The organism is uncultured Salinisphaera sp. (genome assembly GCF_964012375.1).
Classification (GTDB): Bacteria; Pseudomonadota; Gammaproteobacteria; order Nevskiales; family Salinisphaeraceae; genus Salinisphaera.
Genome location: NZ_CAXGSH010000019.1, coordinates 1 through 24,082 on the forward strand (window position 1 = coordinate 1; position 24,082 = coordinate 24,082).

Below are 24,082 nucleotides of genomic sequence, written 5' to 3' on the forward strand. Positions count from 1 at the left end.
AGGCCTGGCCTTCGACGACCCGGCCGACGCATCCACCTATCGCACCCTGCTGCGCCGCCTCTATGCCGCCGGGCGCTTCGACCTGCCCCTCGGGCGTCTGTTCGAAGGCCATATCGATGCCCTGCAGATCATCAACCGCTATGGCGATACCAACGCGGCGGCCACCCTGCACGCAGCCGCGCGTCAGGGCGCTTGTTTTGGCGTATGGAACGCGCCGCTGGCCGGCGAAGCACTCACGCTCGCCCAGGACCGGCTCGACGGCGGCAAGGCCTTCGCCTCAGGCGCGGGGCTGCTCAGCCATGCACTGGTCAGCGCCGAGGTGCCAGACAGCGACGCCAAGCAGCTGCTGGTCGTGGATCTCGCGCGCACGCCGCCGACCCTCGATACCGAGTGGTGGCAGGTGCTGGGTATGCAGCGCTCGCATACCCATCTCGTGCGCTGGCACGACGCGCCGCTAAGCGACCACGACATACGCATCGGCCAACCCGGCGACTATGAGCGCGAACCCTGGCTCAGCGCGGGCGCGCTGCGTTTTGTGGCCGTCCATGCCGGCGGCATCGCCGGCCTGTTCGACGGCGTACGCCGGCATCTGGTGACCCGCGGCCGCCAGGGCGACCCGCACCAGGCCGCCCGGCTGGGGCGCCTGTTCGGCCTGGCCGACAGCGCGGCCGCCGTGGTCGAGCGCACCGCTGCGCGCCTGTATGAAACCGATGCCGATCATCATCCGGCGCTTGTGGCCAACGCCCGCAGCGCGGTGTTGGACGCCGGCGAACAGGCGCTCACCCTCGCCCAGCAGTGTGTCGGGCTATCCGCGTTTTTCGAAACCGACCCCCTGTGCGCGCATATGGCCGATCTGATGGTCTATCTGCGCCAACCTGCCCCCGACGCCCAGCGGGTGAAAACCGGCACGGCCGCGGCGGCCGGGCATATCGAGCTGTCGCTATGAACGCGCCGGATCTGGAACACATTGCACGCGCCCACGTCGTCGCCCCGCATCCAGACGACGAAGCCATCGGCGCCTTCGGGCTCATCGCCGCCCTGCGGGCACGCGGCACGATGGTCGACGTCACCCTGGTGACCGACGGCGGCGCCTCGCATCGTGAAAGCGAACGCTGGCCACGGGCGCGGCTGCGCGATACCCGCTATGCAGAAACGCAGCGCGTACTGCGCCGCGCCGGCATCCGTCACCAGGACCTGCGCTTTCTCGGCTATGCCGACGGCGATCTCGGCTTCGAAGGCCCGGCCACCATCGCCCGCCTGGCCCGCGATCTCGCCCGCCGGCCGCGCCCCGAGCTGATCGTCACCCCGTCGATGCACGACAACCATGCCGACCACCGCGCCGTCGCGGCGGCGGTCAAACGCGCCTGGCCAGCCTCCATCCCGCGGCTGTCGTATCTGGTCTGGCCGCGTATCGAACCGCACCACCCACGGCCACGCGGGCGTAATCTGCGCCTGCCGCTACGCCGCCGCGCGGCCATGAAACAGGCCGCGCTCAAACTCTATCGCAGCCAGTTCGGCCAGCTCGTCGACGATGCGCAGGGCTTTACGATCGGCCGCGATCTGCGCGTGCGCTTCGGCCATCCCGTCGAACGCTTCGGCCGCCGGCCATGAAATCCGCGCATCGCCAAGCCATCGACCTCGCCGGCTTCGAAGCCAAGTTCCGCGCCGGCCCGGACCCCTGGCACACGTTTACCGCCCGCGATGAAGCCATCAAGCGCCAGCGCATCCTGCGCGCGCTCGGCCACGGCCCCATGGCCCGTATTCTCGAACTGGGCAGCGGCAACGGCTCCAACAGCCAGGCCCTGGCCCGACGCGCACTCAAGCTGCACGCCTGCGACGGCAGCCCCAGTGCCACCCGGCTCACCCGCGATGCCCTGGCCAATGCGCCCCACGCCCACGCCTGGCAGATCGCCCTGCCCGCCCGCCTGCCGGGCACCCGCTACGAAGCCGTGGTCATCGCAGAACTGCTCTACTACCTCGAACCCCGCGCCATGCAACGCCTGGCCCGCGACGTCGCCGCCGTGCTCCCCCCCGGCGCCCGGCTCGTGCTCGCCCATCATCAGATCGAATTCCCCGACAACACCCAGCGCACCGCCGGCATTCACAAGAGCTTCATTCACGCCCTCGGCCGGCCGCTGAAACGGGTGCGAACCTTTCGCGCCCAGCGCTGGCGGGTAGATGGCTACCGCCTTTAGCCAAGCCGCGCCGCGCTAGCCGATACCGGTTCCCCCCGCCCACAAACGGTGGCGACGGCGTTCGCGGCGGCTCCGAGTGCCCGTTTAAATCATCAACAAGCTTGCCAGCAGATTCTTCCACTGCTATAAATTGAACACCGTTTAATTAATTCGGATCGCAGCATGGCTTCCGGGCAGTTCAGGCTTCTTGGCGAGCGGCGGTTTTCGCCGTTCTTCTTTACCCAGTTCCTTGGCGCGTTCAACGACAATCTGTTCAAGAATGCGTTGGTCATCCTCATCGCCTTTCAGGGGTCGAGCTGGGCGATGACCGAGGGCGGCATGAGCACGAACGTGCTGGTGAACGTGGCGGCGGCGTTGTTCATCCTGCCCTTCTTTCTGTTTTCGGCCACGGCGGGCCAGATTGCGGACAAGTACGACAAGGCCACGCTCATGCGCTGGATCAAGGCGCTGGAGATCGTGATCATGGCCGGGGCGGCGGTGGCCTTTGCCCTGCATAGCCTGGTGCTGCTCATGCTGCTGCTGTTCCTGATGGGCGCGCAGAGCACCTTGTTCGGGCCGGTGAAGTACGGCTATCTGCCGGCGCATCTGGACAACCGCGAGCTGACCGGCGGCAACGGCATGGTGGAGCTGGGGACGTTCCTGGCGATTCTGCTCGGCACGATTGCCGGCGGCCAGCTGGTGCATACGGTGGGCGATCGCACGATTGTGATCGGGGCAAGCGTGTTCGTGTTTGCGGTGCTGGGCTGGCTGGTGAGCCTGTTCATTCCGCGTACGGCGCCCAGCGCGCCGGACCTGAAGTTCAACTGGAACCCGATCACGGAGACGGTGCGCATCGTCGGCTATGCGCGCGAGAACCGGACGATCTTTTTGTCGATCATGGGCATCAGCTGGTTCTGGGCAGTGGGGGCGATCTATCTGGCGCAGCTGCCCAACTATGTGCGCGTGGACCTGGGCGGCGATGAAACGGTGGTCACCCTGCTGCTGGCGCTGTTTTCCTTTGGTATCGGCATCGGTTCCATGCTGTGCGACCGGCTTTCGGGCGGGCGGATCGAGCTGGGGCTGGTGCCCTTCGGTGCGGCCGGCCTGGTGTTGTTCGGCGTGGATCTGGGCTTTGCCGGCGTGGCCACCCCCGCCAACGAAGTGGGTCTGGGCGCGTTTCTGGCCCTGGATGGCAGCTGGCGGGTGCTCGCGGACCTGGGCCTGATCGGTCTGTTCGGCGGTTTTTATATCGTGCCGCTGTATGCGCTTATTCAGGAGCGCGCGCCGCGCGAGCGGCTGTCGCGCATCATCGCGGCCAACAGCATCATCAACGCGCTGTTCATGGTCCTGGCCTCGCTGTATGCGGTGGGCGCGCTCGCGCTGGGGCTGAGCATTCCGGGACTGTTTCTGGCCACGGCCATCATGACGGCCGCGGTGGTGGTGTTCATCTTCACGCTGGTGCCCGAGTTCACCATGCGTTTCATCATCTGGCTGCTGGTGAGCACGATCTACCGGGTGCGCAAGCGCGGGTTGGAGAACATCCCCGAGGAAGGCGGCGTGCTTCTGGTGTGCAACCACGTGAGCTTCATGGACGGGCTGATTCTGGGCGGCTCGGTACGCCGCCCCGCCCGCTTCGTGATGTATCACACCATCTTCGATATCCCGGTGTTGTCGTTCATCTTCCGTACCGGCAAGGCCATTCCCATCGCCCCCGCCAAGGAAGACCCGGAACGCCTGGAAGCCGCCTACGACGCCATTGCCCGCGAGCTGGAAGATGGCCAGGTGGTGTGCCTGTTCCCGGAAGGCGCGATCACCCGCGACGGCGAACTTCAGACGTTTCGTGAAGGCGTTGAGCGGGTGGTGCGACGCACGCCGGTGCCGGTGGTGCCCATGGCCCTGCGGGGCATGTGGGGCAGCTTCTTTTCGCGCAAGGGCGGCCCGGCCATGAAGCGGCTGCCGCAGCGGTTTCGGTCGCGTATCGAGCTGATCGCCGGTGAGCCGGTCGCGCCGGAACAGGTGGACGCCGCCGACCTGCAGCAGCGTGTGCAAGGCATGCTCGACAGCGGCGAGCCGGTGCCGGCGCCTAAGCGCGCGAACTCGCCGGCGACGTCCGGCTGACGAGGCCGGCCAGGTAGTGGGTGATCAGGTCGTCGGTCAGGTGTTCGGTCGCCTGGCCGCCGACCATATGCAGCTTGCCGGTGAGCGTGAGGATGCATACGCCGTGCACGCCGCTCCACAGCGACTGGGCCGCGGCATCGAGCGCTGCGCCTTCGGCACCCGACACCCGGGCCAGCGGCGCCATGATGAGCTCCACCAGCTGGGCGATACGGGTATCGATGAAGTCCGGGCCCGCCACGCCTTCCGGCAGGCGATGCTCGAAACAGGCCCGCCACAGGTTCGGGTGGCCGCGGGCGAAATCCGCATATGCCCGCGCGGCGCCCAGCAGCTGTTGTTCCGGGTCGTCGGTGGCGGCCACCGCGGCCTGCATGGGCAGCCGCAGGCGGTCGAGCGTGCGCGCGTTCACCTGCAGGATGAGATCGTCCAGATTGGCGAACACCAGATAGATGGTGCCCGGCGTATAGCCGATCTGCCGGGCGATGGCACGCGCGCTCAGCCCGGCCAGGCCCTTGTTCACGATCAGCTGCTCGGCGGCCTCGAGCATGAGATCGCGCAGCTGTTCGCGGGTGTGTTCACTGCGGCGTGCCATGGATTATCGCCCGACCAAATAGGGCCAGCATAGCGCGATAGTGAACGGCGTTCATTATCGGCACGGCGCCCCGACCCAAGCCGCCGGGCGCAAACCAGGGCGTGCCGTCATATCTTATGACGACACGCCCTACAGCGTAGACTGCAGATGCCCGCCGTCGACCGTGATCGTGCTGCCGGTCATGTAGCGCCCGGCATCCGAGGCCAGTAGCAGCAGCGGGCCGACCAGGTCATCGACATGGCCGAGCTGGCGCTGCGGAATCCGCTTGAGCATCTTCTGCCCGGCGTCGGTTTCGAAAAAGCCGCGATTGATATCGGTGGAGATATAGCCCGGCGCGATGGCGTTCACGCGGATACCGTAGCGTGCCCATTCCAGGGCGAGACTGCGGGTGAGCTGTTCCAGCGCACTTTTCGAGGCCGCATACGGGGCCAGTGCCGCCGCTACCCGATGGCCGAGAATCGACGTGATGTTGATCACGCTGCCCGGCTTGTCGGCCTCGCGCAGCCGCCGGCCGCATTCGGTGGCTACTCGCCAGCAGCCGTTCAGATTCACCTCGATGGTCTTCAGCCAGTCGGCCTCGTCCATGTCCATGGCCGGCGCGGCCGCGGCCACGCCCGCATTGCAGACCACGATATCGACCGTGCCGAACGCTTTTTCCGCGGCGTCGAAGCCGGCGCTAACCGATGCCGTATCGCTGACATCCATGGGCACGACCGTCGCCTCGCCGCCGGCGTCGCGTACCGCGTCGGCGGTGGTCACGAGCGGGCCTTCGCGACGCCCGCAGAGCACGACTTTCGCCCCGGCTTCAGCCAGCGCGGTAGCAAAACCGCTGCCCAGGCCGCCGCCCGCGCCGGTAATAAGCGCAATACGGCCGGTCAGATCGAATCGATCGGTCATGGGTATCTCCTGTTGTTGTTCGAAATCGCGGCAGTCGCCTGCCCGGCCGTCAGCTTAAATGTTCGCGGGCGATGGCGATAATGCGCTCGCGCAGCCAGCGGTGGGCCACGTCGTGGTGGTCGAGCGCGCCCCAGGTCATGCCGATATGAAATTCCGGCAGCTCCATTGGCGGGTCGAGCACGGCCAGGCCCAGATGCCGTGCCTGATAGCGGGCGATGCGTGCCGGCAGCGCCACAATCATATTGCTGTTGGCCACCAGCTCACGCGGCAGCTGATAATGACGGGTAAGCACGCTGATCTGGCGCGAGCGGCCCGTATCGGCCAGCACTTCGTCGATACGCCCCAGCCCCACGCCGGTCTGGGTGATCAGAATATGTTTTTCCGCAAGAAACGTTTCCAGGGTGAGCTCGCCGTTGGCCTTGACCAGCGCCGGATGATCCTTGCGGATCAGGCAGGCCATGCGATCGCTCCAGAGCTGCTGCTGGTGGAAATTGGCCGGCAGCTTGCCGAACCGGTTGACCAGCACGTCCGCCTCGCCCCGCTCGATCTGGTCGATGGCATCGCTGCCCGCGCTGAGAATATTGAGCGCGATGTTCGGCGCCTCGCGCTCGAGCACACCCACCACATGCGGCATGAGCACCGAGGCCGCATAGTCGGTAATGAGAATGGTAAACAGCCGCTCGGCGGTGGCCGGTTCGAATGCGCGGTTGGGCGCGATCGCGCTTTCCAGCTGGGCCAATGCGTTGCGCACCGGGCGCTGCAGTTTGAGCGCACGGTCGGTGGGCTGCATGCCGCTGGCGGTGCGTACCAGCACCGGGTCGCCCAACAGTTTGCGCAGGCGCCGCAGCGCGTTGCTCATCGCCGGCTGGCTCAGATCCATCGCCAGCGCCGCTTTCGTTACGCTGCGCTCACGCAGCAGCGCATCGAGAAAGACGAGCAGGTTCAGGTCGATATCCCGAACATTCATTGCATGAATACGTGCGCCGCAAAATCAGGCGCAAGCATAGCATCCCGAGCCGCGCAGAATCGCTATCGTCGCCGCGCCAAAAAACGGTGGCCGCAGTCGATGCAGCGATAGTAGTTGCGCAGGTTCATCATCTTTCTGAAACCATGTCGACGTAACGGGAGCACGCCAAAGCTTTCGCACTTGGGGCACCGCTCACGATTTTTCTCAACAACTTCGGCCGTCATGGCAGGTATTGACCGGTTGTGGCAACAGCAGACCTCTATGGGCGAGGCACAGGGGCAAGCGTACACCGTTTCCATCGAGCGTATGACAACGATTCATCCACAATTTAACTTGGCCGCGATTCAAATGCGGGCCGGCTCATTGCGGGTCAGATACTTAGGAAACGAATGCTGTATCTGCAAATTAAAATAAATTTCGCTCCACCCTTATTCCGATATTACAGAACGATTACAACGCTACAACAACGCGCATTCCGTGCTGCGCCGCCTGCACATACTGCCAGTCAATAGATCAGCGGGTTGGCTTTCGAACCCTCTTTTCTAAACAGCTTTATTTTCTTATAGGACTACAAAACATGAGCGATACCCGCCGTCACGTCGTCGTGATCGCGCACGCGCCCTCGCCCAACACCCGCCGCCTACGCGATGCGGTGCTGCGCGGCCTGAACAATCCGGATATCGACCACGTCAGCGCACGCTGGATCGCGCCGCTGGAGGCCGGGCCGGACGACGTGCTGGCCGCCGACGCAGTCATCCTCGGCACGCCGGAAAACCTTGGCACCATGAGCGGCGCGCTCAAGGACTTCTTCGACCGCAGCTATTACCACTGCCTCGACCATACGGACGCCCTGCCCTTTGCGGTCTATATCCGCGCCGGCCATGACGGCACAGGTACACGACGCGCCATCGAGAGCATTACCGGCGGGCTGCGCTGGAAGGCCATACAGGCACCGTTGATCTGCCAGGGCACTTTCGATGCGGCGTTCGAAAGCCAGTGTGAAGAACTGGGCCTGATGATGGCTGCCGGCCTGGAGTCGGGCCTTTTTTAACAGCAGGCATGATGAACCTGCACAAAAGATGAGCAGGCTGCACCAGATTGGCCCTGCGTGCCGGCACCCTGGCCACGGACGTCACGCCACCCGTTGCCGGCCTGGCGAACCGTATCCCGTAACCGAATTATCGACCCGACGCAGGAACGACGGCACGTGTCCGCCTGTTTCACCGCCGTCGAAAAACAGGCGTCGGCGCCTGGCCGCCGTGCATTTTCAATAGCTTAGCCGCCGCTGGCGGCCGCGATCGTGTACCCATTCGCGCGTGGCTAGTATGACGACCGGCCGCTTGTGGGGGCGCGTCGGTAGCGTCGCTTCGACCAGCTGAAGTCGGATCGACGCCGGGCTGGCATAGGCGTTGCTAAGCGGTTGTATACACCTCTGTATGCAGCTTCTATGACCATTTCGACCCTGGCCGACTGGCAGGCCACCTACGCCGACAACGCCCATACGCCCCGTAGCGCGCTTCATGCGCTACGCGACAGCCTGGGCAGCGACGACCCGGCATGGATTCATATCGTGAGCGGCGCCGAGCTCGACGCCCAGCTAGATGTCCTGGATGCCCGCCTGCAGGGCGCCGGCGGCCAGCCCTCGGCCCTACCGCTCTACGGCGTTCCGTTCGCGGTCAAGGACAATATCGATGTCGCGGGCCTACCCACCACGGCCGCCTGCCCCGCCTTTGCCTATACGCCCGAGCGCTCGGCCGCAGCGGTAGAAAGACTGCAGGCCGCCGGCGCCATCGTTTTGGGCAAGACCAATCTGGACCAGTTCGCGACCGGCCTGGTGGGCACACGCTCGCCGTATGGCGCCGTGCCCAACGCCTTCGACAGCCGCTATATAAGCGGCGGCTCCAGCTCCGGCTCGGCGTCGGTGGTCGCACGCGGGCTGGTGGCCTTCTCGCTGGGCACCGACACGGCCGGTTCCGGGCGCGTGCCGGCCGGCTTCAACAACCTGGTGGGCGTAAAGGCAAGCTGCGGGGCGATCAGTACGCGCGGCGTGGTACCGGCCTGTCGCTCGCTGGACTGCGTGTCCATCTTCGCGTTGGATATCGCCGACGCCGACGCCGTCCGCGGTGTGCTGACCGGCTTCGATGACGAAGACGCCTACTCGCGTAGCGCCCCGCATAACGTCGCCACGGCCAGCGCGTCGGCTACGCCGCGGCTGGGCGTGCCGAGCCAGCCCGAATTCTTCGACGACGACAGCGCACGGGCCGCCTTCGACGCGGCCGTGACCCATTGGAAAGAGGCCGGCGCCGAAATCGTCGAACTCGATTTCACCCCGTTTCACGAAGCCGCCGCCCTGCTCTATCAGGGGCCGTGGGTGGCCGAACGCTATGCCGCGGTGGGCGAATTCATCGAGTCGCATGCCGATGCGGCCGATCCGGTGGTGGCCGACATCATCACCGGCGGCAAGAAAGCAACCGCGGTCGATGCCTTTCGCGCCCAGTACGCCCTCGCCGCGCTCAAGCACAAGGCCGATGCACTCATCGACGGCGTAGATGCGCTGCTGGTCCCGACCGCGCCGAGCATCTATCGCCAGGCCGAAATCGCGGCCGATCCGGTCGCGCTCAACAGCCGGCTGGGCACCTACACCAACTTCGTCAACCTGCTCGATTATTGTGCGCTAGCCCTGCCGGGCGGTTTTCGCGACGAAGGCCTGCCGGTCGGTATCACCCTCATCGCGCCGGCCTGGCAAGACGACCGCCTCGCTGCACTCGGCGCCCACTGGCAAAACCACCAGCCCTGGTCGCTGGGCACGGGCAAACGCCTGGCCGCCCAGGTCGCGATCACGCCCGGTGCCGCAGCGGCCGACGACGTGGTCCGGGTCGCTGTCGTCGGCGCGCATCTGCGCGGCATGCCGCTGAACTGGCAGCTCACCGAACGCGACGCCCGCTTCGTGGAACAGACAGAAACGGCGCCGAATTACCGCCTGCTGGCCCTGGCCGGCACCACGCCGCCCAAGCCCGGGCTGATCCGCGGCGAGGGGGGCGCGGCCATCCAGGTCGAGCTTTGGGACGTGCCGGCCAGCGCATTTGGCTCGTTCGTTGCACTCATTCCTGCACCGCTGGGCATCGGCACCTTGCAGCTGGCCGATGGCCGGGAAGTGAAAGGTTTCATCTGTGAAGGCTGGGCCGCCGACACCGCCCGCGATGTCACCGCCTTCGGCGGTTGGCGGGCCTACATCGCAGATCAACAAGCAAAGGCGAATGACTGATGCCAGAACTCGATACCGTGCTGATCGCCAACCGTGGCGAGATTGCCGTACGCATCGCGCGTACGCTCAAGGCCATGGGCGTGAAAAGCGTGGCGGTCTATGCCGATTCGGATCGCGACAGCGGCCATGTGGGCGCCGCCGATCAGGCGATCGCCCTGGGCGGCGACAGCGCCGCCGAGAGCTATCTCAACGTCGAGGCCGTGCTGGCCGCTGCCCGCGAAAGCGGGGCCCAGGCGATCGTGCCCGGCTACGGTTTTTTATCAGAGAACGCCGATTTCGCCCGCGCCTGCGAAGACGCCGGTATCGCCTTTGCCGGGCCCACGCCCGAACAGATCGAACAGTTCGGTCTGAAACACACCGCGCGTGAGCTGGCCGAGAACGCCGGCGTGCCCCTGGCCCCCGGCACCGGCCTGCTGGACAGCCTCGAGGCCGCGAAATCCGCGGCTACGGAGCTGGGCTATCCGGTCATGCTCAAATCCACGGCCGGCGGTGGCGGCATCGGCCTGTCGCGCTGCAACGACGAGCCCGCGCTGGAAGCCGCGTTCGAAAAGGTCGCCCGGCTGGGCCAGAACTATTTCTCCGACGATGGCGTGTTTCTGGAACGCTTCATCGAGTCGGCCCGCCATGTCGAAATCCAGATTTTCGGCGACGGCAACGGCACGGTCGTGGCGCTGGCCGAACGCGACTGCTCGCTGCAGCGGCGCAACCAGAAAGTGGTGGAAGAAACGCCCGCCCCGCATCTGCCCGCGGCCACGCGCGAGGCGATGATGGCGGCCGCGGTGAGCCTGGGCGAATCGGTGAACTACCGCTCGGCCGGCACCGTGGAATTCATCTACGACGGGTCCCGCGACGAATTCTATTTTCTGGAGGTCAATACCCGCCTGCAGGTCGAGCATCCGATTACCGAAGCGGTGACCGGTATCGACCTGGTCGAATGGATGGTGCAGACCGCGGCCGGCACGCCGCCGGACCTGGCCGGATTCGAGGCCAAACCCCAGGGCGCGGCCTTCGAGGTGCGTATCTATGCCGAACAGCCGGCGCGCGACTTCGCCCCCTCGCCCGGCACGCTCACCGAAGTGGTGTTCGCCGAGGAGGCCCGGGTGGATACCTGGGTCGCCGCCGGCACCGAGGTGTCTGCCCATTTCGACCCGATGATCGCCAAGCTCATCGTGCACGGCAATACCCGCGACGACGCACTGGTCCGACTGGCCAGCGCGCTGGACGCAACGCGCCTGTCCGGCATTGCCACCAACCTCGACTATCTGCGCCAGATCGTGGCCGACGAACGCTTCGCCGCCGGCGAGGTTTCGACCGCCTTCCTGGCCGATTTCGACTATGCGCCGCCGTTTCTGGAAATCGTCAAACCCGGCACCTATACCAGCGTCCAGGACTATCCCGGACGTACCGGCTACTGGCATATCGGCGTGCCGCCGTCCGGGCCCATGGACGACTACGCCTTCCGGCTGGGCAACGCCATCGTCGGCAACCATGCCTCGGCCGCGGGGCTGGAATGCACCATTCTCGGGCCGACCATTCGTTTTCATAGCGACGCCACCATCGCTCTCACCGGGGCCAAAACCGCGGCCACGCTCGACGATGCGCCGGTCGATTTCTGGGCGCCGGTTTCGGTCAAGCGCGGCCAGACGCTGGTGGTGGGCAAGGCCGAATCGGGCTGTCGTACCTATCTGGCCGTACGCGGCGGCTTCGACGTGGCCGATTATCTGGGCAGCAAGTCCACCTTCGCCCTCGGCCAGTTCGGCGGCCATGCCGGCCGGCCGCTGCGCGCCACCGATATGCTGGCCATCTGTGATGCCGCCAAGCCCAATGCGCCCACGCCGGCGCCCACGCGTGCGCCAAAGGCCGCACCGCCCGAACTGGTGCCCGACTACGGTTCGCACTGGGAAATCGGCGTGCTCTACGGCCCGCACGGGGCGCCGGACTTTTTCACCGAAGAATCCATCGCAGCGTTCTTCGCCACCGACTGGGACGTCCACTACAACTCCAATCGTCTCGGCATTCGCCTGAACGGGCCCAAACCCACGTTCGCCCGCGAGGACGGCGGCGAGGCCGGCCTGCATCCATCGAATATCCACGACACCGAATACGCCGTGGGCAGCATCAACTTTACCGGCGATATGCCGGTAATCCTCACCCGCGACGGGCCGAGCCTGGGCGGCTTCGTCTGCCCGGTGACCATTGCCGCGGCCGAGCTTTGGAAGGTCGGCCAGGTGGCGCCCGGCGATACCATTCGTTTCGTGCAGCTGGGCTTTGACGAGGCCGCCGCCCTGCAGCGCGAGCAAAACGCGGCCTGCGACGAACTGACCGTGCCTAAAGCGCGCCAACCGCTGGCCCTGCCGGCGCCGGCAGACACGGTCTCGCCCTGCGTACTGGCCGAACGCCCGGCCGAGGGCAGCCGCCCGGCGGTGGCCTATCGCCAGGCCGGCGATCGCTACATTCTGATCGAGTACGGGCCGAACGTACTGGACCTGCGTTTTCGATTGCGCGTTTACCTGCTCATGCAGGCGCTGGAAGCCAATCCGGTGGAGGGTATCCTCGAGCTGTCGCCCGGCGTGCGTTCGCTGCAGGTCAACTACGACGGCCAGCGTATTCATCAAAGCGATCTGATCGATGCGCTGCTGGCGATCGAGGCCGATCTGCCCGAGGTGGACGAGCTCAAGCTCAACACCCGCGTGCTGCATCTGCCGCTGGCGTTCGAAGACAGCGCCACGCTGGACGCGGTTTCGCGTTATCGCCAGTCGGTACGCGATACCGCGCCCTGGCTGCCCAACAACGTGGACTTCATCCAGCGCATCAACGGGCTGAAGACGCGCGAACAGGTACAGGAAACCATCCTCGCGGCCAGCTATATGGTGCTCGGTCTGGGTGATGTCTATCTCGGCGCGCCCTGTGCCGTGCCGGTGGACCCGCGCCATCGGCTGGTCACATCCAAATACAACCCGGCACGCACCTATACCGCCGAGGGCACGGTGGGCATCGGCGGCGTGTACATGTGCATCTACGGCATGGACTCGCCGGGCGGCTATCAGCTGGTCGGGCGCACCCTGCCCATCTGGAACAAGTTCGGTCACAACGCCCAGTTCGAGCCCGGCGAACCCTGGCTGCTGCGCTTTTTCGATCAGGTGCGCTACTACCCGGTCGACGAAGACACCCTGGCCGATATGCGGGCCGAATTCCGGGCCGGCCGGCTGCATGCCGAGATTACCGAAGAAGTCTTCGATTTCGCCGAATACCAGCAGTTTCTCGACGCCAACGCCGAGGATATTGCCGCCTTTCGCGAGCGCCAGAGCGAGGCCTTCGCCAAGGAGGTCGAACACTGGCAGGCCCAGGCCGATGCCGAGCCCGAGGCCAAGGCCGGCCCGGCGGCCATGCCCGAGGACGACGCCATCGACGGCGAAGCCGTGACCGCCGATGTTTCCGGCAACGTCTGGAAACTGCAGGTCGAGCAAGGCGCGAGCGTCGAGGCCGGCGATCCGCTGGTGATCGTCGAGGCGATGAAAATGGAGTTCGCGGTGGATGCCCCCTGTGCCGGCACCGTCAAGGCCCTGCGCTGCAAGCAAGGCACGCTGGTGTCGGCCGGCGACGTCCTGCTCGTGATCGAGCCGGCCGGTGGCTGACCATGGCCGCGGTGCAGCACGCCCCTTCGGCCAGCCCGGCCCGGCGTTCGAATCTGGCCGACCGGGTCTATGCCCGGCTCAAGGCCGAGCTGTTCGACTTCGAACTGATGCCGGGCGATCCGATTTCCGAAAACGAAATCGCCGAACGCACGCAGGCAAGCCGCACGCCGGTACGCGAGGCGCTGTTCCGGCTGCAACGCGACGGCTATGTCGAGGTCCGCGAACGCGGCGGGTGGTACGTCAAACCGCTGGATTTCACGGCCTTCGACGAACTCTACGATGTGCGCATCACGCTCGAATGCGCGGCCGCCGCGCGCCTGTGCGCGCTCGACCACCGCCCGCCCGAGCTGGCCGAACTTGCTGCCGTCTGGCAGATCGAACGCGCCGCCCGCGAAACCGACAGCACCACGCTCTGGCAACTCGACGAGCAGTTTCATGCCGGCCTGCTCGCCGCCGCGGGCAACCGCGAAATGGCGCGTATCCACGGCGACGTCACCGAGCGCATCCGGCTCGTGCGCCGGCTGGATTTCGTTCGGCCAGCGCGGGTGGATGCCACCTACGAAGAACATGCCGAGATCCTGTACCGCCTGGCCGACGGCGACGCCGCAGCGGCGCAGCGAGCGCTCGAACGCCATATCCGCGCCAGCCGGGATGCGGTACGCCAGATCACCCTGCACGGCCTGTTCGAAGCCCGCGAAGCACTCCGTAGCGGCGCTCGCTGACGCGCCCGACCGCCTGCCAATCCTCGCTACGGGGGGCGACAATCCGATCGATCAGCCCCCGGGCGCGGCACCGATGATACGCCGCCAGAAGTCCCGCCACGCGGCCGCGGACGTGTCTTGCGGCGGGCTGAACTGCTCGACGGGCCCGACGCGCGTACCGTGGGCGTCCACCGTCGCTTGAATGCCCCATATGCCCAGTACCGAATCCCCCGGCAGGCCATACCGATAATCGAGCGCCTGTACGCGCACGGCGCCATCATCCAGGCGCTGTTGTCGCCAATAGACCCGCTCCATGGCGAACCAGTCGAAGATCTGGGCTCGCCGGGTCGCCGCCACCGCCTCGATAGCGGGCGAGCTGTTGCGTTCAAAGCGTTGCCATACGATATCGCGTTGGCTCAGCACGGAATGAAAACCGATCCAGATCGCATCCGGTTGTTCGACGACCACGCGACGCAGAAACGGCTGGAACAAGGTGGGATAGGCGCTTACGTTGGCCGACGGGCCGAGCTGGGCGCGGGCCACGGACTCGACGCGGCTATTCATCGCCCAGCCGCCCAGCGTATAGGCGGCGACCAGCAACAAGGCCACGGCCGCCGTGTCCTGTGCAAGCTGCGCGCGCCGGCGTACGACCAGACCTACCCCGATCGCCGCGATCAGAATCAGGCTGTAGACCGGGTCGATGATAGGCATCGCCGGAATGGCGAACCGGGTGTCGGTCAGTGGATAAAGCCACTGGGTGCCGTAGTGGGTGAACACATCGATGATGGGGTGCGTGATCAGCGCGAGGATGGACAGACCGCACCAGGCACGCAGGGCACCGTCGGCGACCCACGGGCTGTCCGGACCGTAGCGCCGCCGATGCCAGGCCCAGACCAGCCAGCCAATGAGCAGGCCGGCCAGCGGGCCGAAAAAGATGGAATGGGTCAGCCCTCGGTGGTAGAGCCAGCCCGCAAACGGCCCGGCCACCCAGCCGACGATCGAGTCGAGGTCGGGCAGCAGCGCCACCGCCGCGCCCACGGCAAGCGCGCGTCGGCCCAGGCGTCGTCGAAACCCGGCCTGGGCCACCGTGGCGCCGAGCAGCATCTGTGTCACCGTATCCATCGAATCACCATCCTGTATGGCCGCAAGCGCCCGTCAGCGGCACTACCCGCCGAATGGCGACCCGCGTTGCACTTGCTGAAGCGGTGCAGTCGAAGCCGACCGAGTCACGGCCGGCATCGCGCTCCTTAAGGAAGCTCTGCACAACCTGTCACGGCCGCGCCGGCGTGCTTTGCGCGTGATTGACAGACAAGTGAGAGCGTAGCGTGCCCAAGCCAATAACAAGTGGCACGGTAGCGAACACGGACGCCGATCAAGCGAGCGCAAAGCCCGGGGCCGCAAAGGGTTCGGCCTCACAGACGCCGCGACTGCGTTGCCAGGCTTGACCTGCCAAAAAGGCAGGCGCTGCGCTTGGACGCCTTGCCGCACAGTCTGTGAGGACGCGAACGCGACCCGCGAGAGGTTGTGCAGAGCTTCCTTAACATCGACTGCCGCCACGCGCATATCGGCACCGGCACAGCGCATCTCAAGGCGCGGGGGTGACACGCAACAGCTGGCCCCGCGGGCTGTCGGTGAGCAGATAGATGGCGCCGTCGGGGCCTTCGCGTACGTCACGAATACGCTGCTCGAGTTCGCCGAAAAGCCCTTCGACATCCTCGGCGCGCTTGCCGTCGCCCGACAGCGTCACACGCCGCACTTCCCGGTTGACCAGCGAACCCAGCAGCAGATTGCCTTGCCACTGCGGGAACATGGCGCCGCGATAGAGCATCAGCCCCGAGGGCCCGATTGACGGCGTCCAGTCCAGCAGCGGCGCAACGGTACCCGGGTAGGTTGTGAAGGGCGTAACCCGAGCGAAGGTGTAATCGAGCCCGTTAGTCACCAATGGCCAGCCGTAGTTGGCGCCGGCGTCGATGATGTTGATTTCGTCGCCGCCGCGCGGGCCGTGTTCGTGCATGATCACGCGCTGATTCGCGGCATCGAAGACCAGCCCCTGCACGTTGCGATGGCCGATGCTGTAAATCTCGGGCCGTGCCGTGGCGTCGTCGACGAACGGGTTGTCGTCCGGCGCGCTGCCGTCGCGCTTGAGCCGTACGATACTGCCGATATGCGTGGCCGGATTCTGGGCCTGTTCGCGGTAATCGAAACCGTCGCCCAGCGAGAGGAGCAAGGTGCCGTCGTCCATCCATGCCAACCGCCCGCCGAAATGGGCGTTGCCGGCCTTGGCCGGCTGGGCACGAAAAACCACCCGCACATCCTCGAGACCCTCAGTGCCGAGAATGGCCCGTGCCAGGCAGGTATGGTTTGCCGATGCGGTGCCACAGGCATAGCTCAGAAACAGCTCACGATCGGCGTCGAACGTTGGCGACAATACGATATCGAACAGCCCGGACTGACCCGAGGCATAGACCTCGGGCACACCGGCAAGCGACGCCACCCGCGTTCGGCCATCCGCTTCCAGCCATCGGATACGGCCCGGGCGCTCGGTCACGAGCATGCTGCGATCGGGCAAAAAGGCAATGGACCAGGGATGTTCCAGCCCCTCGCTCACGGCGTCAATTCGATAGGACGTATGCCCCTCGGCCGCGGCATCCGCTGTCTGTGCGCGCAGGGGCGGCGTGTTCCCAACAAGCCCCGCGACCGCGATGACCGCGAGCCAGCCGGCCACTCGGGGCTGGCCGGGCCGCCTTCGCGCGCCGTCACCAAGGGCAGCGAACATGGCGCCGGCCACGCCCGCGCTGGCCAGCATGAAAAACAGGCCGGGCAAGCCACGCGTGGCGGCAATGAGCGTGGGCATGGGCGAAAACGCGTCGACGACCTTGAACGTCACCCACAGCGCGAGCATGGCGCTCGACACGGCCAGCGGCAGACGAAAACGCGACCCGACATAGCGCAGCAACGCCCGCGACAACAGCTGTGCCACGACGAATCCGGGCACGAACATCGCAGCATAGATCGGTGCGAACGTCGCCAGATCGTGCAGCGTGGTGGCCAGCCACGGGCCGACCGGGATCGTCGCACCCAGCGCAACGAGGGCGACCAGATTGATCTGGGTCTGCACGATGCTGCCGAGAATCACGCCCACGAGCGAGGCAATGACAAGACGCATCGCCACCACGGGCCATCCGGATTGACAGGTCACGAAAACACCGCCGGGTCTGCTCTGCATGGAAAAATCGACGCCAGGTCGCATGGCGGCCCATACGACCGGCCGCGCCCGTCGATTTCGCCCTTCCACGCTTCAACAAACCCAGAATAACCAATCGGGCGGGCCGCCTGGCGACCGATCGAAACGCGCTCGCCAACGGGCGGCTTCACGATAGGCAACGGATCGGGCGACGCCCCACAGCTTTATACGGCAACAGCGTCTGCAAAGACGCACACGGCCCGTTTCGACGGCGGCGGTTGTTGTCGCGACATTTGGATTATTGTCGGCCAGCGCGGCCGGTTGGCCCGGTTACGACCCCTGACCCGCAGGCGAAACGATTGCGCGGCCTGGGGCGGGCTTAAAGAGGAGCGCCCAATACCGCACCCCTCAACGTATGGCCCCGCCTTCGCTGTTCTGGCTGCACTCGGCCACGCTCGGGTCGGTGGAACAGCGCACCTTCTTGAGCAGCCGCTGCATGCGGTGGTCGTACCAGCCCTCGTCCCATAGCCGCTGGCGGATTTCGCCGAGCATGCTGCGGTACTTGGTCTCGCGCTCGCCGTCGATGCGCACCCAGTAGCGCTCGGGAATCTCTTCATCGGACTGGCGGATCCGCGCGATCACGCGATCCCAGGCGTTATCCACCGCCCAGCGACGCGAGGCCGGGGCAAAATCGGCCGGGAACCGATCCCGATGCACCACCATCTGTAGCGACAGCATGCCGAGCACGAAATCGGCCACGCCGCCGTTCTCGCCCAGACCCTTGTAGAGCTCCAGCGGTTTGTAGGCGATGGCCGGGGCATAGGCCATATCCACGCTGTGGTTGTTGAACAGTGGCCCGAAGCTGGCGATGGTCGCCGGCACCGGCGATGCCCCGGCCACGTTGGCGACCACCCGTGCCTGTTTGTCGTAGCCAATCACGGCAACCTTTTTGCCGGCGGCGGCCTGCAGGCTGTCGAGAAAGCGTTTCTCGCGGGAGAACAGATACACCTTGCCGCCCGGCACCACGCCGGCGATTTCGTAGTCGTCCGTGCGCATGAGTGGCGCGGCCTTGGCGCTCGCCATCACACGGATCGCGGTATGCAGCTGGTCGTAGGTCTGCAGGCCGCCGACCATATCCAGGCTGCCCGCAAACGGCACGAACTGCTTCATGCGGATGCCGGTCAGCCCGGCGGCGTCGCAGCGTCCGGTCTTGAAATCGGCGGCGACCACGTCCTCGCTGGTGTAGGCGCGTAGATCCAGCGCCACGCCGTGTTCGCGGGCGAAGATGACGTAGTCCTTGAACTGCTCCATCACCGGCCCGCTGGCCCCGACCGGGTCGTAGACACAGATTGAGCGTGTGACCACATCGTCCGCGGCGCCGGCCGTCAGTGCGGCACAGGCCAGCATCCCGGCCGCCGCCCATTTGCCCAGAACCCGTGTGATTGCTGACATGCTCTTATCCTATCCAGCCCTAGTTCACCGGCCCGCCTTCGGTGTCCAGGCTGCATTCGGCCAGGCCCCGGTCGCTGTTGCAGCGTACCTTCTTGAGCAGCATCTGCATGCGATGGCTGTACCAGTTCTGGTCCCACAGCTTCTGGCGTACTTCGCGGAACATGTTGCGGTAGTTGGTGGTGCGCTCGCCGTTGATGCGCACCCAGAACCGATCCGGAATCTCGGATTCGGCGCCGGTAACCTGGCGCAGGGTGGAATCGAACATGTTCTCGAACACCCAGCTGCGCGATTTCTGTGCGAACTCGTCGCTGAAGCGGTCATCGCGGGCCACCAGCTGGCCGGAGAGCATGCCAAGCACGAAATCGGCGATGCCGCCGTTCTCGCCCAGCCCCTTGTAGAGTTCCAGCGCGTTGTAGGCAAACGCCGGGGCATAGGCCAGGTCTACGCTGCCGTTGTTGAACATCGGCCCGAACGAGGCGATGGACGCGCCCACCGGCGATGCGCCGGCCACGTTGGCCAGCGTCGATGCCTGCTTGTCATAGGAAAGAACCGCGACTTTCTTGCCGGCGATATTGTTGATGCTGTCCAGCCAGGACGCGTCACGGGCGAACAGGAAGGCCTTGCCCAACGGCACCACGCCCAGCACCTCGTAGCCGCCCTCTTTCATGTACGCCGCGGCCTTGGGGCTGGACATCACCCGAATGGCGGTGCGTTCCTGATCGTAGGTCTGCAGCCCGCCGGCCATGTCGAGGCTGCCGGCGAACTTCACGAACCGAATGGTGCGTACGCCGGTGAGCGCGGCAATATCGCACTGGCCGGCCTTGAGATCGTTGGCGGCCACGGCTTCGTCGGTATAGGCCCGGGTATCGAGCTTGTAGCCCCAGGCATTGGCCTGCAGCACGTAGTCCTGCAGGGCCTGAAAGATAAACCCGTTGGCCCCGATGGGGTCGTAGATGCAAAAGGTACGGCGCTCGGTCTGGGCCGATGCCGTGGTGGCGGCAGACAAAGCCGCTATAAAAAACGCGGCAAGCAAGCCGCGGCGCGCGAGAAACAACTTCAGCTGGGTCATGACAGGACTCCGGTTCGTTCTAATCGAGGGTTTTCGGCCGGGATTGGGCGAACGTCGACGTGGCTCGGCGTTCGACGACGATCGCCTGGCAGCCACAGCGCGAACATACCCATGCCGTCGTGCGATCTTCATCGAGCGGCACGGCCTTGATGTCTGGCGCACCACAACGCCGGCACGCCGCGCGACGGGGGGCTCGTTGCCCGCCGGGTGCCCGACGGGCCGGCGTTTTCACGCCGAAGCTGTCGTTCACCGGCTTAGTGCCCATGGCCGTGCGCGAACTCAGCCCGCGCTATTCCAGAAAGCTGCCGGCATCAAAGTCGTCGTCGCTGGCCCCGCTCGAGTCACCCGGGAAGCTGCCCAGGGCGATCAGCGGCGTGCGATGGCCTTCGGCCTCCATCCAGATACGATCGCTCAGATACTGCGCCTGGCTGTAGGCCACCTCGTTGAGAATCTGAAAACGTCCGGCGGTGTCGTTCTGGTTGTAGATCTCGGCCACGGCCTTGATGGCCTGTTTTTCGCGGGCGGTATCGGACTGGCCGTAGGCCGCGATGGCATACAGCATGGCAGGCAGCGCCATGCCCTGTTCGCGGCCGATGGCGACCGAGCGTTCGAGCTGGCCCCAGGGGTCGGCGCCGTCGGGCTGGTTGCCGGGCACCGACAGCCAGACCACTGCTTCCAGCGCCTCGGGCAGACCCCACCACTTGCGGTTGTCCAGGCAGGAGACCGCACGTCCGGCCTCGGCCGCGACGTTCTGTGGAATACCGACCGACGAATTGGCCCGGATATCGCTCAACAGCCCCTGCACCGAGGTGAGCACGCCGGTCATGAACTGCAGCTCGTCGAGGTCGGTGCCCATTTCGTTGCTCAGATCGGGGCAGCTCTGGCCACCGAATTCGCCGTAGGCATCGACGGTATCGCGATAGACCTGATAACGGCGCAGCGCGGTGATGCGCTCCCAGCGCTGGGCGATGATCCGATCATCGCGGGCGGTATCGGTCTCGCCGTTGTGCAGGGCGCGCAGCACCAGCAGGTGGGCATCCTGGGCCTGGGCTTCCGAACACATCGCGGCCAGCAGATTGGTGGACAGCAGCGTACGCGACGGCCGCGAAATCACCCGCGAAAACGAGCCCATGAGCTGGGAGAGCGCCAGCCCGGTACCGCAGGTGGTCTTGTCGAGATCGCCGCTCGACAGCGCGTAGGGCACGGCCTCGTCCAGCGAGTAATGATTGAGCGTATGCCCGACCGGCTTGTAGATCAGCCCACAGCCGGACAACAGCACGGCGGCCAGCCCGGCCGACGCGGTGCCCAAGACAATTTGACGGGCGGTTTTGGTGTTCATGTCGTGCCCCTTTTTCATGTGGTTCGTGCTGCGAACCCATCCGAATAAAAGATGGGCCGACGCCTGTGCGATGAAGTGGCAGAGGAGACTGAATTCACTTCACGGGGAGATCGGCGCCGGCCCAAACCGAAAAGCAATTCCGGGCGTGCGGCTAGAATTGAATGCCGAAAGACGCCTGGTACAGAATCGCTTCGAAATCGTTGGTGCTCGAGATCGTGCCGATATCGATGGGCCCGAACTGATTGGACAGATTCGGCGCGCGCACGTTGATGTTGTTCAGCTCGGCCTTGACCTCGGCACAGCCGATGTACTCGGCCGACAGGCTGAAGAACAGCTGATCGGTGATATCGACATCCACACCCGCCTTGGCGGTACAGGCCAGCGGCTTGCTCAGGTAGAGCTGTGGCTCGTTCTGCGAGTTGAGAAACTGGTTGGAAATATCGGTATCGAAGGTGTAGAGATACATCGCGCCCACGCCCACGAACGGGCGCACCGCGGTATCCACCCACGGCCGATAGACGAACGAGATATTCGGCGGGAAAGTCTTGAGCGTGCCGATGTTTTCGCCCAGCGGCGGTACGCCGGTGGCAATGGCATTGCCGGTGCCGTCGTCCAGCACGGTGGGCACCAGCGACTCCGACGCCGCACGACCGGTAACCTGGAAGTCCAGCTTGATCGGCGCCGAAATGGTTACCTCGGCGGCCAGATGCCGGCCCGTCCAGGGCATGTACAGGCCGATGGTCCCGGCCGGGAAGGTCTTGTCGCCGAGGCTGGAGCCCGTATTCTCCAGGGTCGACGTGCCGGGCCCGAACGCCTGTGCAGCCAGGCCCTGGGCGTCTTCCACCTTCAGATTGCTGGAATCGCCCTTGTAGGCCAGATGGCCCACCCCCAGGCGGATATAGCTGTTGTTCTTGATGAAGTCGAGCGCGTCGCCGAACAGCGTGTTGGTGTCTTCCTGTAGCTGCATGTCGCGCATGGCGCCGCCGCCGCCCTGGGCATACACCGGCGCCGAGAGCGCCAGCCCCACGCAGGCGGCCATCGCGCCGGCCGCAGCCCGGTAGGTGAATGAAGTCGTCGTGGTCATAGGTCTCCCCCTTTTTATCGTCCGCTTGTAATGCGTTGTGCCGGTCGAAGGCAGGCTGCGCCGTTCACATGCCTTGGCATGTGCGTCGGTACGGATGTGATCGGAATGCCGCCGATGGGCGGGCCGGCCCGTGGCAAGCACGCGGCGTCGCATGCAGGACATGGCTGGGTCGGTAGCCCCCTCGTCGATTCGCCGATCGCGTCGCTGGCCCTGTGGCCTCCCCTCGTGATTGCAGAACGCGTTAGACAGGATTCATAAAAACGGCGGCGACACGCCCTTACAAGGACGCGACTGACACAGGCGGATGTCAGTAGCGTCCCCTAATCGCAAACCATTGTTTTGTATTTTTATTTACCAGATATTCCGCCCGCTTTTTACGCCAACAAAACAACACGGCCGCAACAAAACCACGTTGTGCAATGCGGCACCGCGCACGCATAAACACCGAACGAGCGATAAAAATTCAAAGTCGCGCGCCAGGCATGTTGCAGCGCGCAAGCAGCGGCAGGTTCGCCGATGGCCCGCGAGCCAACATCAGATCGGTGCAGAACACGCTGGGCCTGCGCGCTAGATCGCGGCACGGATGACGCCTTTCGAATAGCCCAATTCTTGATTGTGTAGGAAACTTCGCCGGCCGCATTAGGGCAAGAAACTGGGCCGCGAATGGACGCGAACAAGCGCAAATGAAACGGAAGGTCGGCAGCGGAGAGTCGGGGTGATCGGCGTCTCAAAGCAGATGCTCAGCATCTCGCCCAATCGAAACGTGACGTAAGCATTTCATCGGCATTTACGTCGGGCGCTGAGATCGCGCACTGCCCCTGCGTTAGGCGCACCTAAACCCTGCGCCTCAGTCAGGCTTCACCTTCGCGGGCTGCCGGTACAAGCGTCGAATATACCAACGCAAAAAGCCCGACACGCGCATCGCACGTGCCGGGCTTGAGCGGGCCCTGGCCTGTGGCGCAACGTTCACGCGCCGCGAGGCTGGACCTTATTCACAACGCCAAGTCTGGGACTTACTGCGTGACGTTGACGTCGTTCTGGGCGTTGACCGTGCCCATCACCGCGCAGCTGCCGATATTGGCGTTGAACGTAAACGAAGACGGATCGCTGATCGGGTCGCCGTTCGAGAACATGGCCGGCACAGTCGCGGGCGACGAGGTGCAGTTGCTCCCTGCGGCCTTTACGACAACATTCTCGAACATCAACGGCACCGACTCCGTCGGATCCGCCGGGATTTGGTCGGCAGAAACGTTGGCGGTCCAGGGAAACTCGAATCCTACTCGGCGACAGAGGAAGCCGCCGGTCGCCGCACCGTCAGTGACGGTTACGACCACACCACCATCACCACTTTTCTGTACATCCCCGGTCAAGGAGAGCGTGCAGGCCGCGCTCAAGAACGATGCGCTCAGGGTGGCAGGGCCAGAGAAAGTATAGGTACCCACCCCGGGCGTCACCGTGGCTGCCTGGGCAACACCGATGCTGCCGAGCATGACCGCACTGCCGATAACAGATTTCTTGATTACATTTTTCATAATGACTCCTCCCTGGAGTTTTCGCGTTTGTTGCGTTGTGCAACGTTTATTAATCCCGGCATTTGCGGCGCCTTGT

General features: G+C 65.2%; 18 protein-coding genes. 8 read left to right on the forward strand and 10 right to left on the reverse strand.

Annotated elements, in window-relative coordinates; all coding sequences use genetic code 11:
• The 4 genes from ABNU97_RS05160 to ABNU97_RS05175 all read left to right on the forward strand — a co-directional run.
• The coding region (locus ABNU97_RS05160) for an acyl-CoA dehydrogenase (protein WP_348765680.1) at positions 1 to 946 on the forward strand (946 nt) is incomplete at its 5' end.
• Positions 943 to 1,611, forward strand: a complete 669-nt coding sequence (locus tag ABNU97_RS05165; RefSeq protein WP_348765681.1) for a PIG-L family deacetylase — start codon at positions 943 to 945, stop codon at positions 1,609 to 1,611. The genes ABNU97_RS05160 and ABNU97_RS05165, both read left to right, overlap by 4 nt.
• Positions 1,608 to 2,195 carry a class I SAM-dependent methyltransferase gene (locus tag ABNU97_RS05170; RefSeq protein WP_348765682.1) on the forward strand — a complete coding sequence of 196 codons (588 nt, stop codon included), beginning with the start codon at positions 1,608 to 1,610 and terminating at the stop codon, positions 2,193 to 2,195. The genes ABNU97_RS05165 and ABNU97_RS05170 overlap by 4 nt, the downstream gene beginning before the upstream one ends.
• A 162-nt stretch (positions 2,196 to 2,357) precedes the next feature.
• On the forward strand, positions 2,358 to 4,292 hold the full coding sequence (locus ABNU97_RS05175) for an MFS transporter (protein WP_348765683.1): 1,935 nt from the start codon (positions 2,358 to 2,360) through the stop codon (positions 4,290 to 4,292).
• On the opposite strand, the gene ABNU97_RS05180 is transcribed toward ABNU97_RS05175, so the two are convergent.
• The 3 genes from ABNU97_RS05180 to ABNU97_RS05190 all read right to left on the reverse strand — a co-directional run bounded on the left by ABNU97_RS05180 (position 4,258) and on the right by ABNU97_RS05190 (position 6,745).
• Positions 4,258 to 4,881 (reverse strand): TetR/AcrR family transcriptional regulator, encoded by a 624-nt coding sequence (locus tag ABNU97_RS05180; RefSeq protein WP_348765684.1) that lies wholly within the window; start codon positions 4,879 to 4,881, stop codon positions 4,258 to 4,260. The two genes, ABNU97_RS05175 and ABNU97_RS05180, sit on opposite strands and share 35 nt — an antisense overlap.
• Before the next feature lie 129 nt (positions 4,882 to 5,010).
• On the reverse strand, positions 5,011 to 5,778 hold the full coding sequence (locus ABNU97_RS05185) for an SDR family oxidoreductase (RefSeq protein ID WP_348765685.1): 768 nt from the start codon (positions 5,776 to 5,778) through the stop codon (positions 5,011 to 5,013).
• Between the two features lie 49 nt (positions 5,779 to 5,827).
• Positions 5,828 to 6,745 (reverse strand): LysR family transcriptional regulator, encoded by a 918-nt coding sequence (locus tag ABNU97_RS05190; protein WP_348765686.1) that lies wholly within the window; start codon positions 6,743 to 6,745, stop codon positions 5,828 to 5,830.
• Positions 6,746 to 7,322: 577 nt separating this feature from the next.
• Here ABNU97_RS05190 and ABNU97_RS05195 point away from each other — a divergent pair.
• The 4 genes from ABNU97_RS05195 to ABNU97_RS05210 all read left to right on the forward strand — a co-directional run bounded on the left by ABNU97_RS05195 (position 7,323) and on the right by ABNU97_RS05210 (position 14,367).
• The gene (locus tag ABNU97_RS05195; RefSeq protein WP_348765687.1) at positions 7,323 to 7,796 is read left to right on the forward strand and encodes an NAD(P)H-dependent oxidoreductase; all 474 of its coding nucleotides are present in this window, start codon (positions 7,323 to 7,325) and stop codon (positions 7,794 to 7,796) included.
• 396 nt (positions 7,797 to 8,192) lie between these two features.
• Positions 8,193 to 10,010, forward strand: a complete 1,818-nt coding sequence (atzF, locus tag ABNU97_RS05200; RefSeq protein ID WP_348765688.1) for an allophanate hydrolase — start codon at positions 8,193 to 8,195, stop codon at positions 10,008 to 10,010.
• Positions 10,010 to 13,645, forward strand: coding sequence for an urea carboxylase (uca, locus tag ABNU97_RS05205; RefSeq protein ID WP_348765689.1), 3,636 nt, complete (start codon positions 10,010 to 10,012; stop codon positions 13,643 to 13,645). The genes atzF and uca overlap by 1 nt, the downstream gene beginning before the upstream one ends.
• Before the next feature lie 2 nt (positions 13,646 to 13,647).
• Positions 13,648 to 14,367: a GntR family transcriptional regulator gene (locus ABNU97_RS05210; protein WP_348765690.1), complete on the forward strand. Its 720-nt coding sequence runs from the start codon at positions 13,648 to 13,650 to the stop codon at positions 14,365 to 14,367.
• A gap of 51 nt (positions 14,368 to 14,418) precedes the next feature.
• On the opposite strand, the gene ABNU97_RS05215 is transcribed toward ABNU97_RS05210, so the two are convergent.
• The 7 genes from ABNU97_RS05215 to ABNU97_RS05245 all read right to left on the reverse strand — a co-directional run bounded on the left by ABNU97_RS05215 (position 14,419) and on the right by ABNU97_RS05245 (position 24,006).
• Positions 14,419 to 15,468, reverse strand: coding sequence for a metal-dependent hydrolase (locus ABNU97_RS05215; protein ID WP_348765691.1), 1,050 nt, complete (start codon positions 15,466 to 15,468; stop codon positions 14,419 to 14,421).
• 463 nt (positions 15,469 to 15,931) lie between these two features.
• On the reverse strand, positions 15,932 to 17,572 hold the full coding sequence (locus ABNU97_RS05220; protein ID WP_348765692.1) for a PQQ-dependent sugar dehydrogenase: 1,641 nt from the start codon (positions 17,570 to 17,572) through the stop codon (positions 15,932 to 15,934).
• A gap of 366 nt (positions 17,573 to 17,938) precedes the next feature.
• Positions 17,939 to 18,982 carry a putative solute-binding protein gene (locus tag ABNU97_RS05225; RefSeq protein WP_348765693.1) on the reverse strand — a complete coding sequence of 348 codons (1,044 nt, stop codon included), beginning with the start codon at positions 18,980 to 18,982 and terminating at the stop codon, positions 17,939 to 17,941.
• Between the two features lie 19 nt (positions 18,983 to 19,001).
• A complete protein-coding gene (locus ABNU97_RS05230) occupies positions 19,002 to 20,051 on the reverse strand; it encodes a putative solute-binding protein (protein WP_348765694.1) in 1,050 nt (349 codons plus the stop codon).
• A 289-nt stretch (positions 20,052 to 20,340) separates the two neighbouring features.
• Positions 20,341 to 21,390 carry a hypothetical protein gene (locus tag ABNU97_RS05235; RefSeq protein ID WP_348765695.1) on the reverse strand — a complete coding sequence of 350 codons (1,050 nt, stop codon included), beginning with the start codon at positions 21,388 to 21,390 and terminating at the stop codon, positions 20,341 to 20,343.
• Between the two features lie 151 nt (positions 21,391 to 21,541).
• Positions 21,542 to 22,474 carry an OmpW family outer membrane protein gene (locus tag ABNU97_RS05240; RefSeq protein ID WP_348765696.1) on the reverse strand — a complete coding sequence of 311 codons (933 nt, stop codon included), beginning with the start codon at positions 22,472 to 22,474 and terminating at the stop codon, positions 21,542 to 21,544.
• A 1,013-nt stretch (positions 22,475 to 23,487) separates the two neighbouring features.
• Complete coding sequence (locus ABNU97_RS05245; RefSeq protein WP_348765697.1) at positions 23,488 to 24,006, reverse strand: hypothetical protein; 519 nt, start codon at positions 24,004 to 24,006, stop codon at positions 23,488 to 23,490.
• Positions 24,007 to 24,082: the final 76 nt, after the last annotated feature.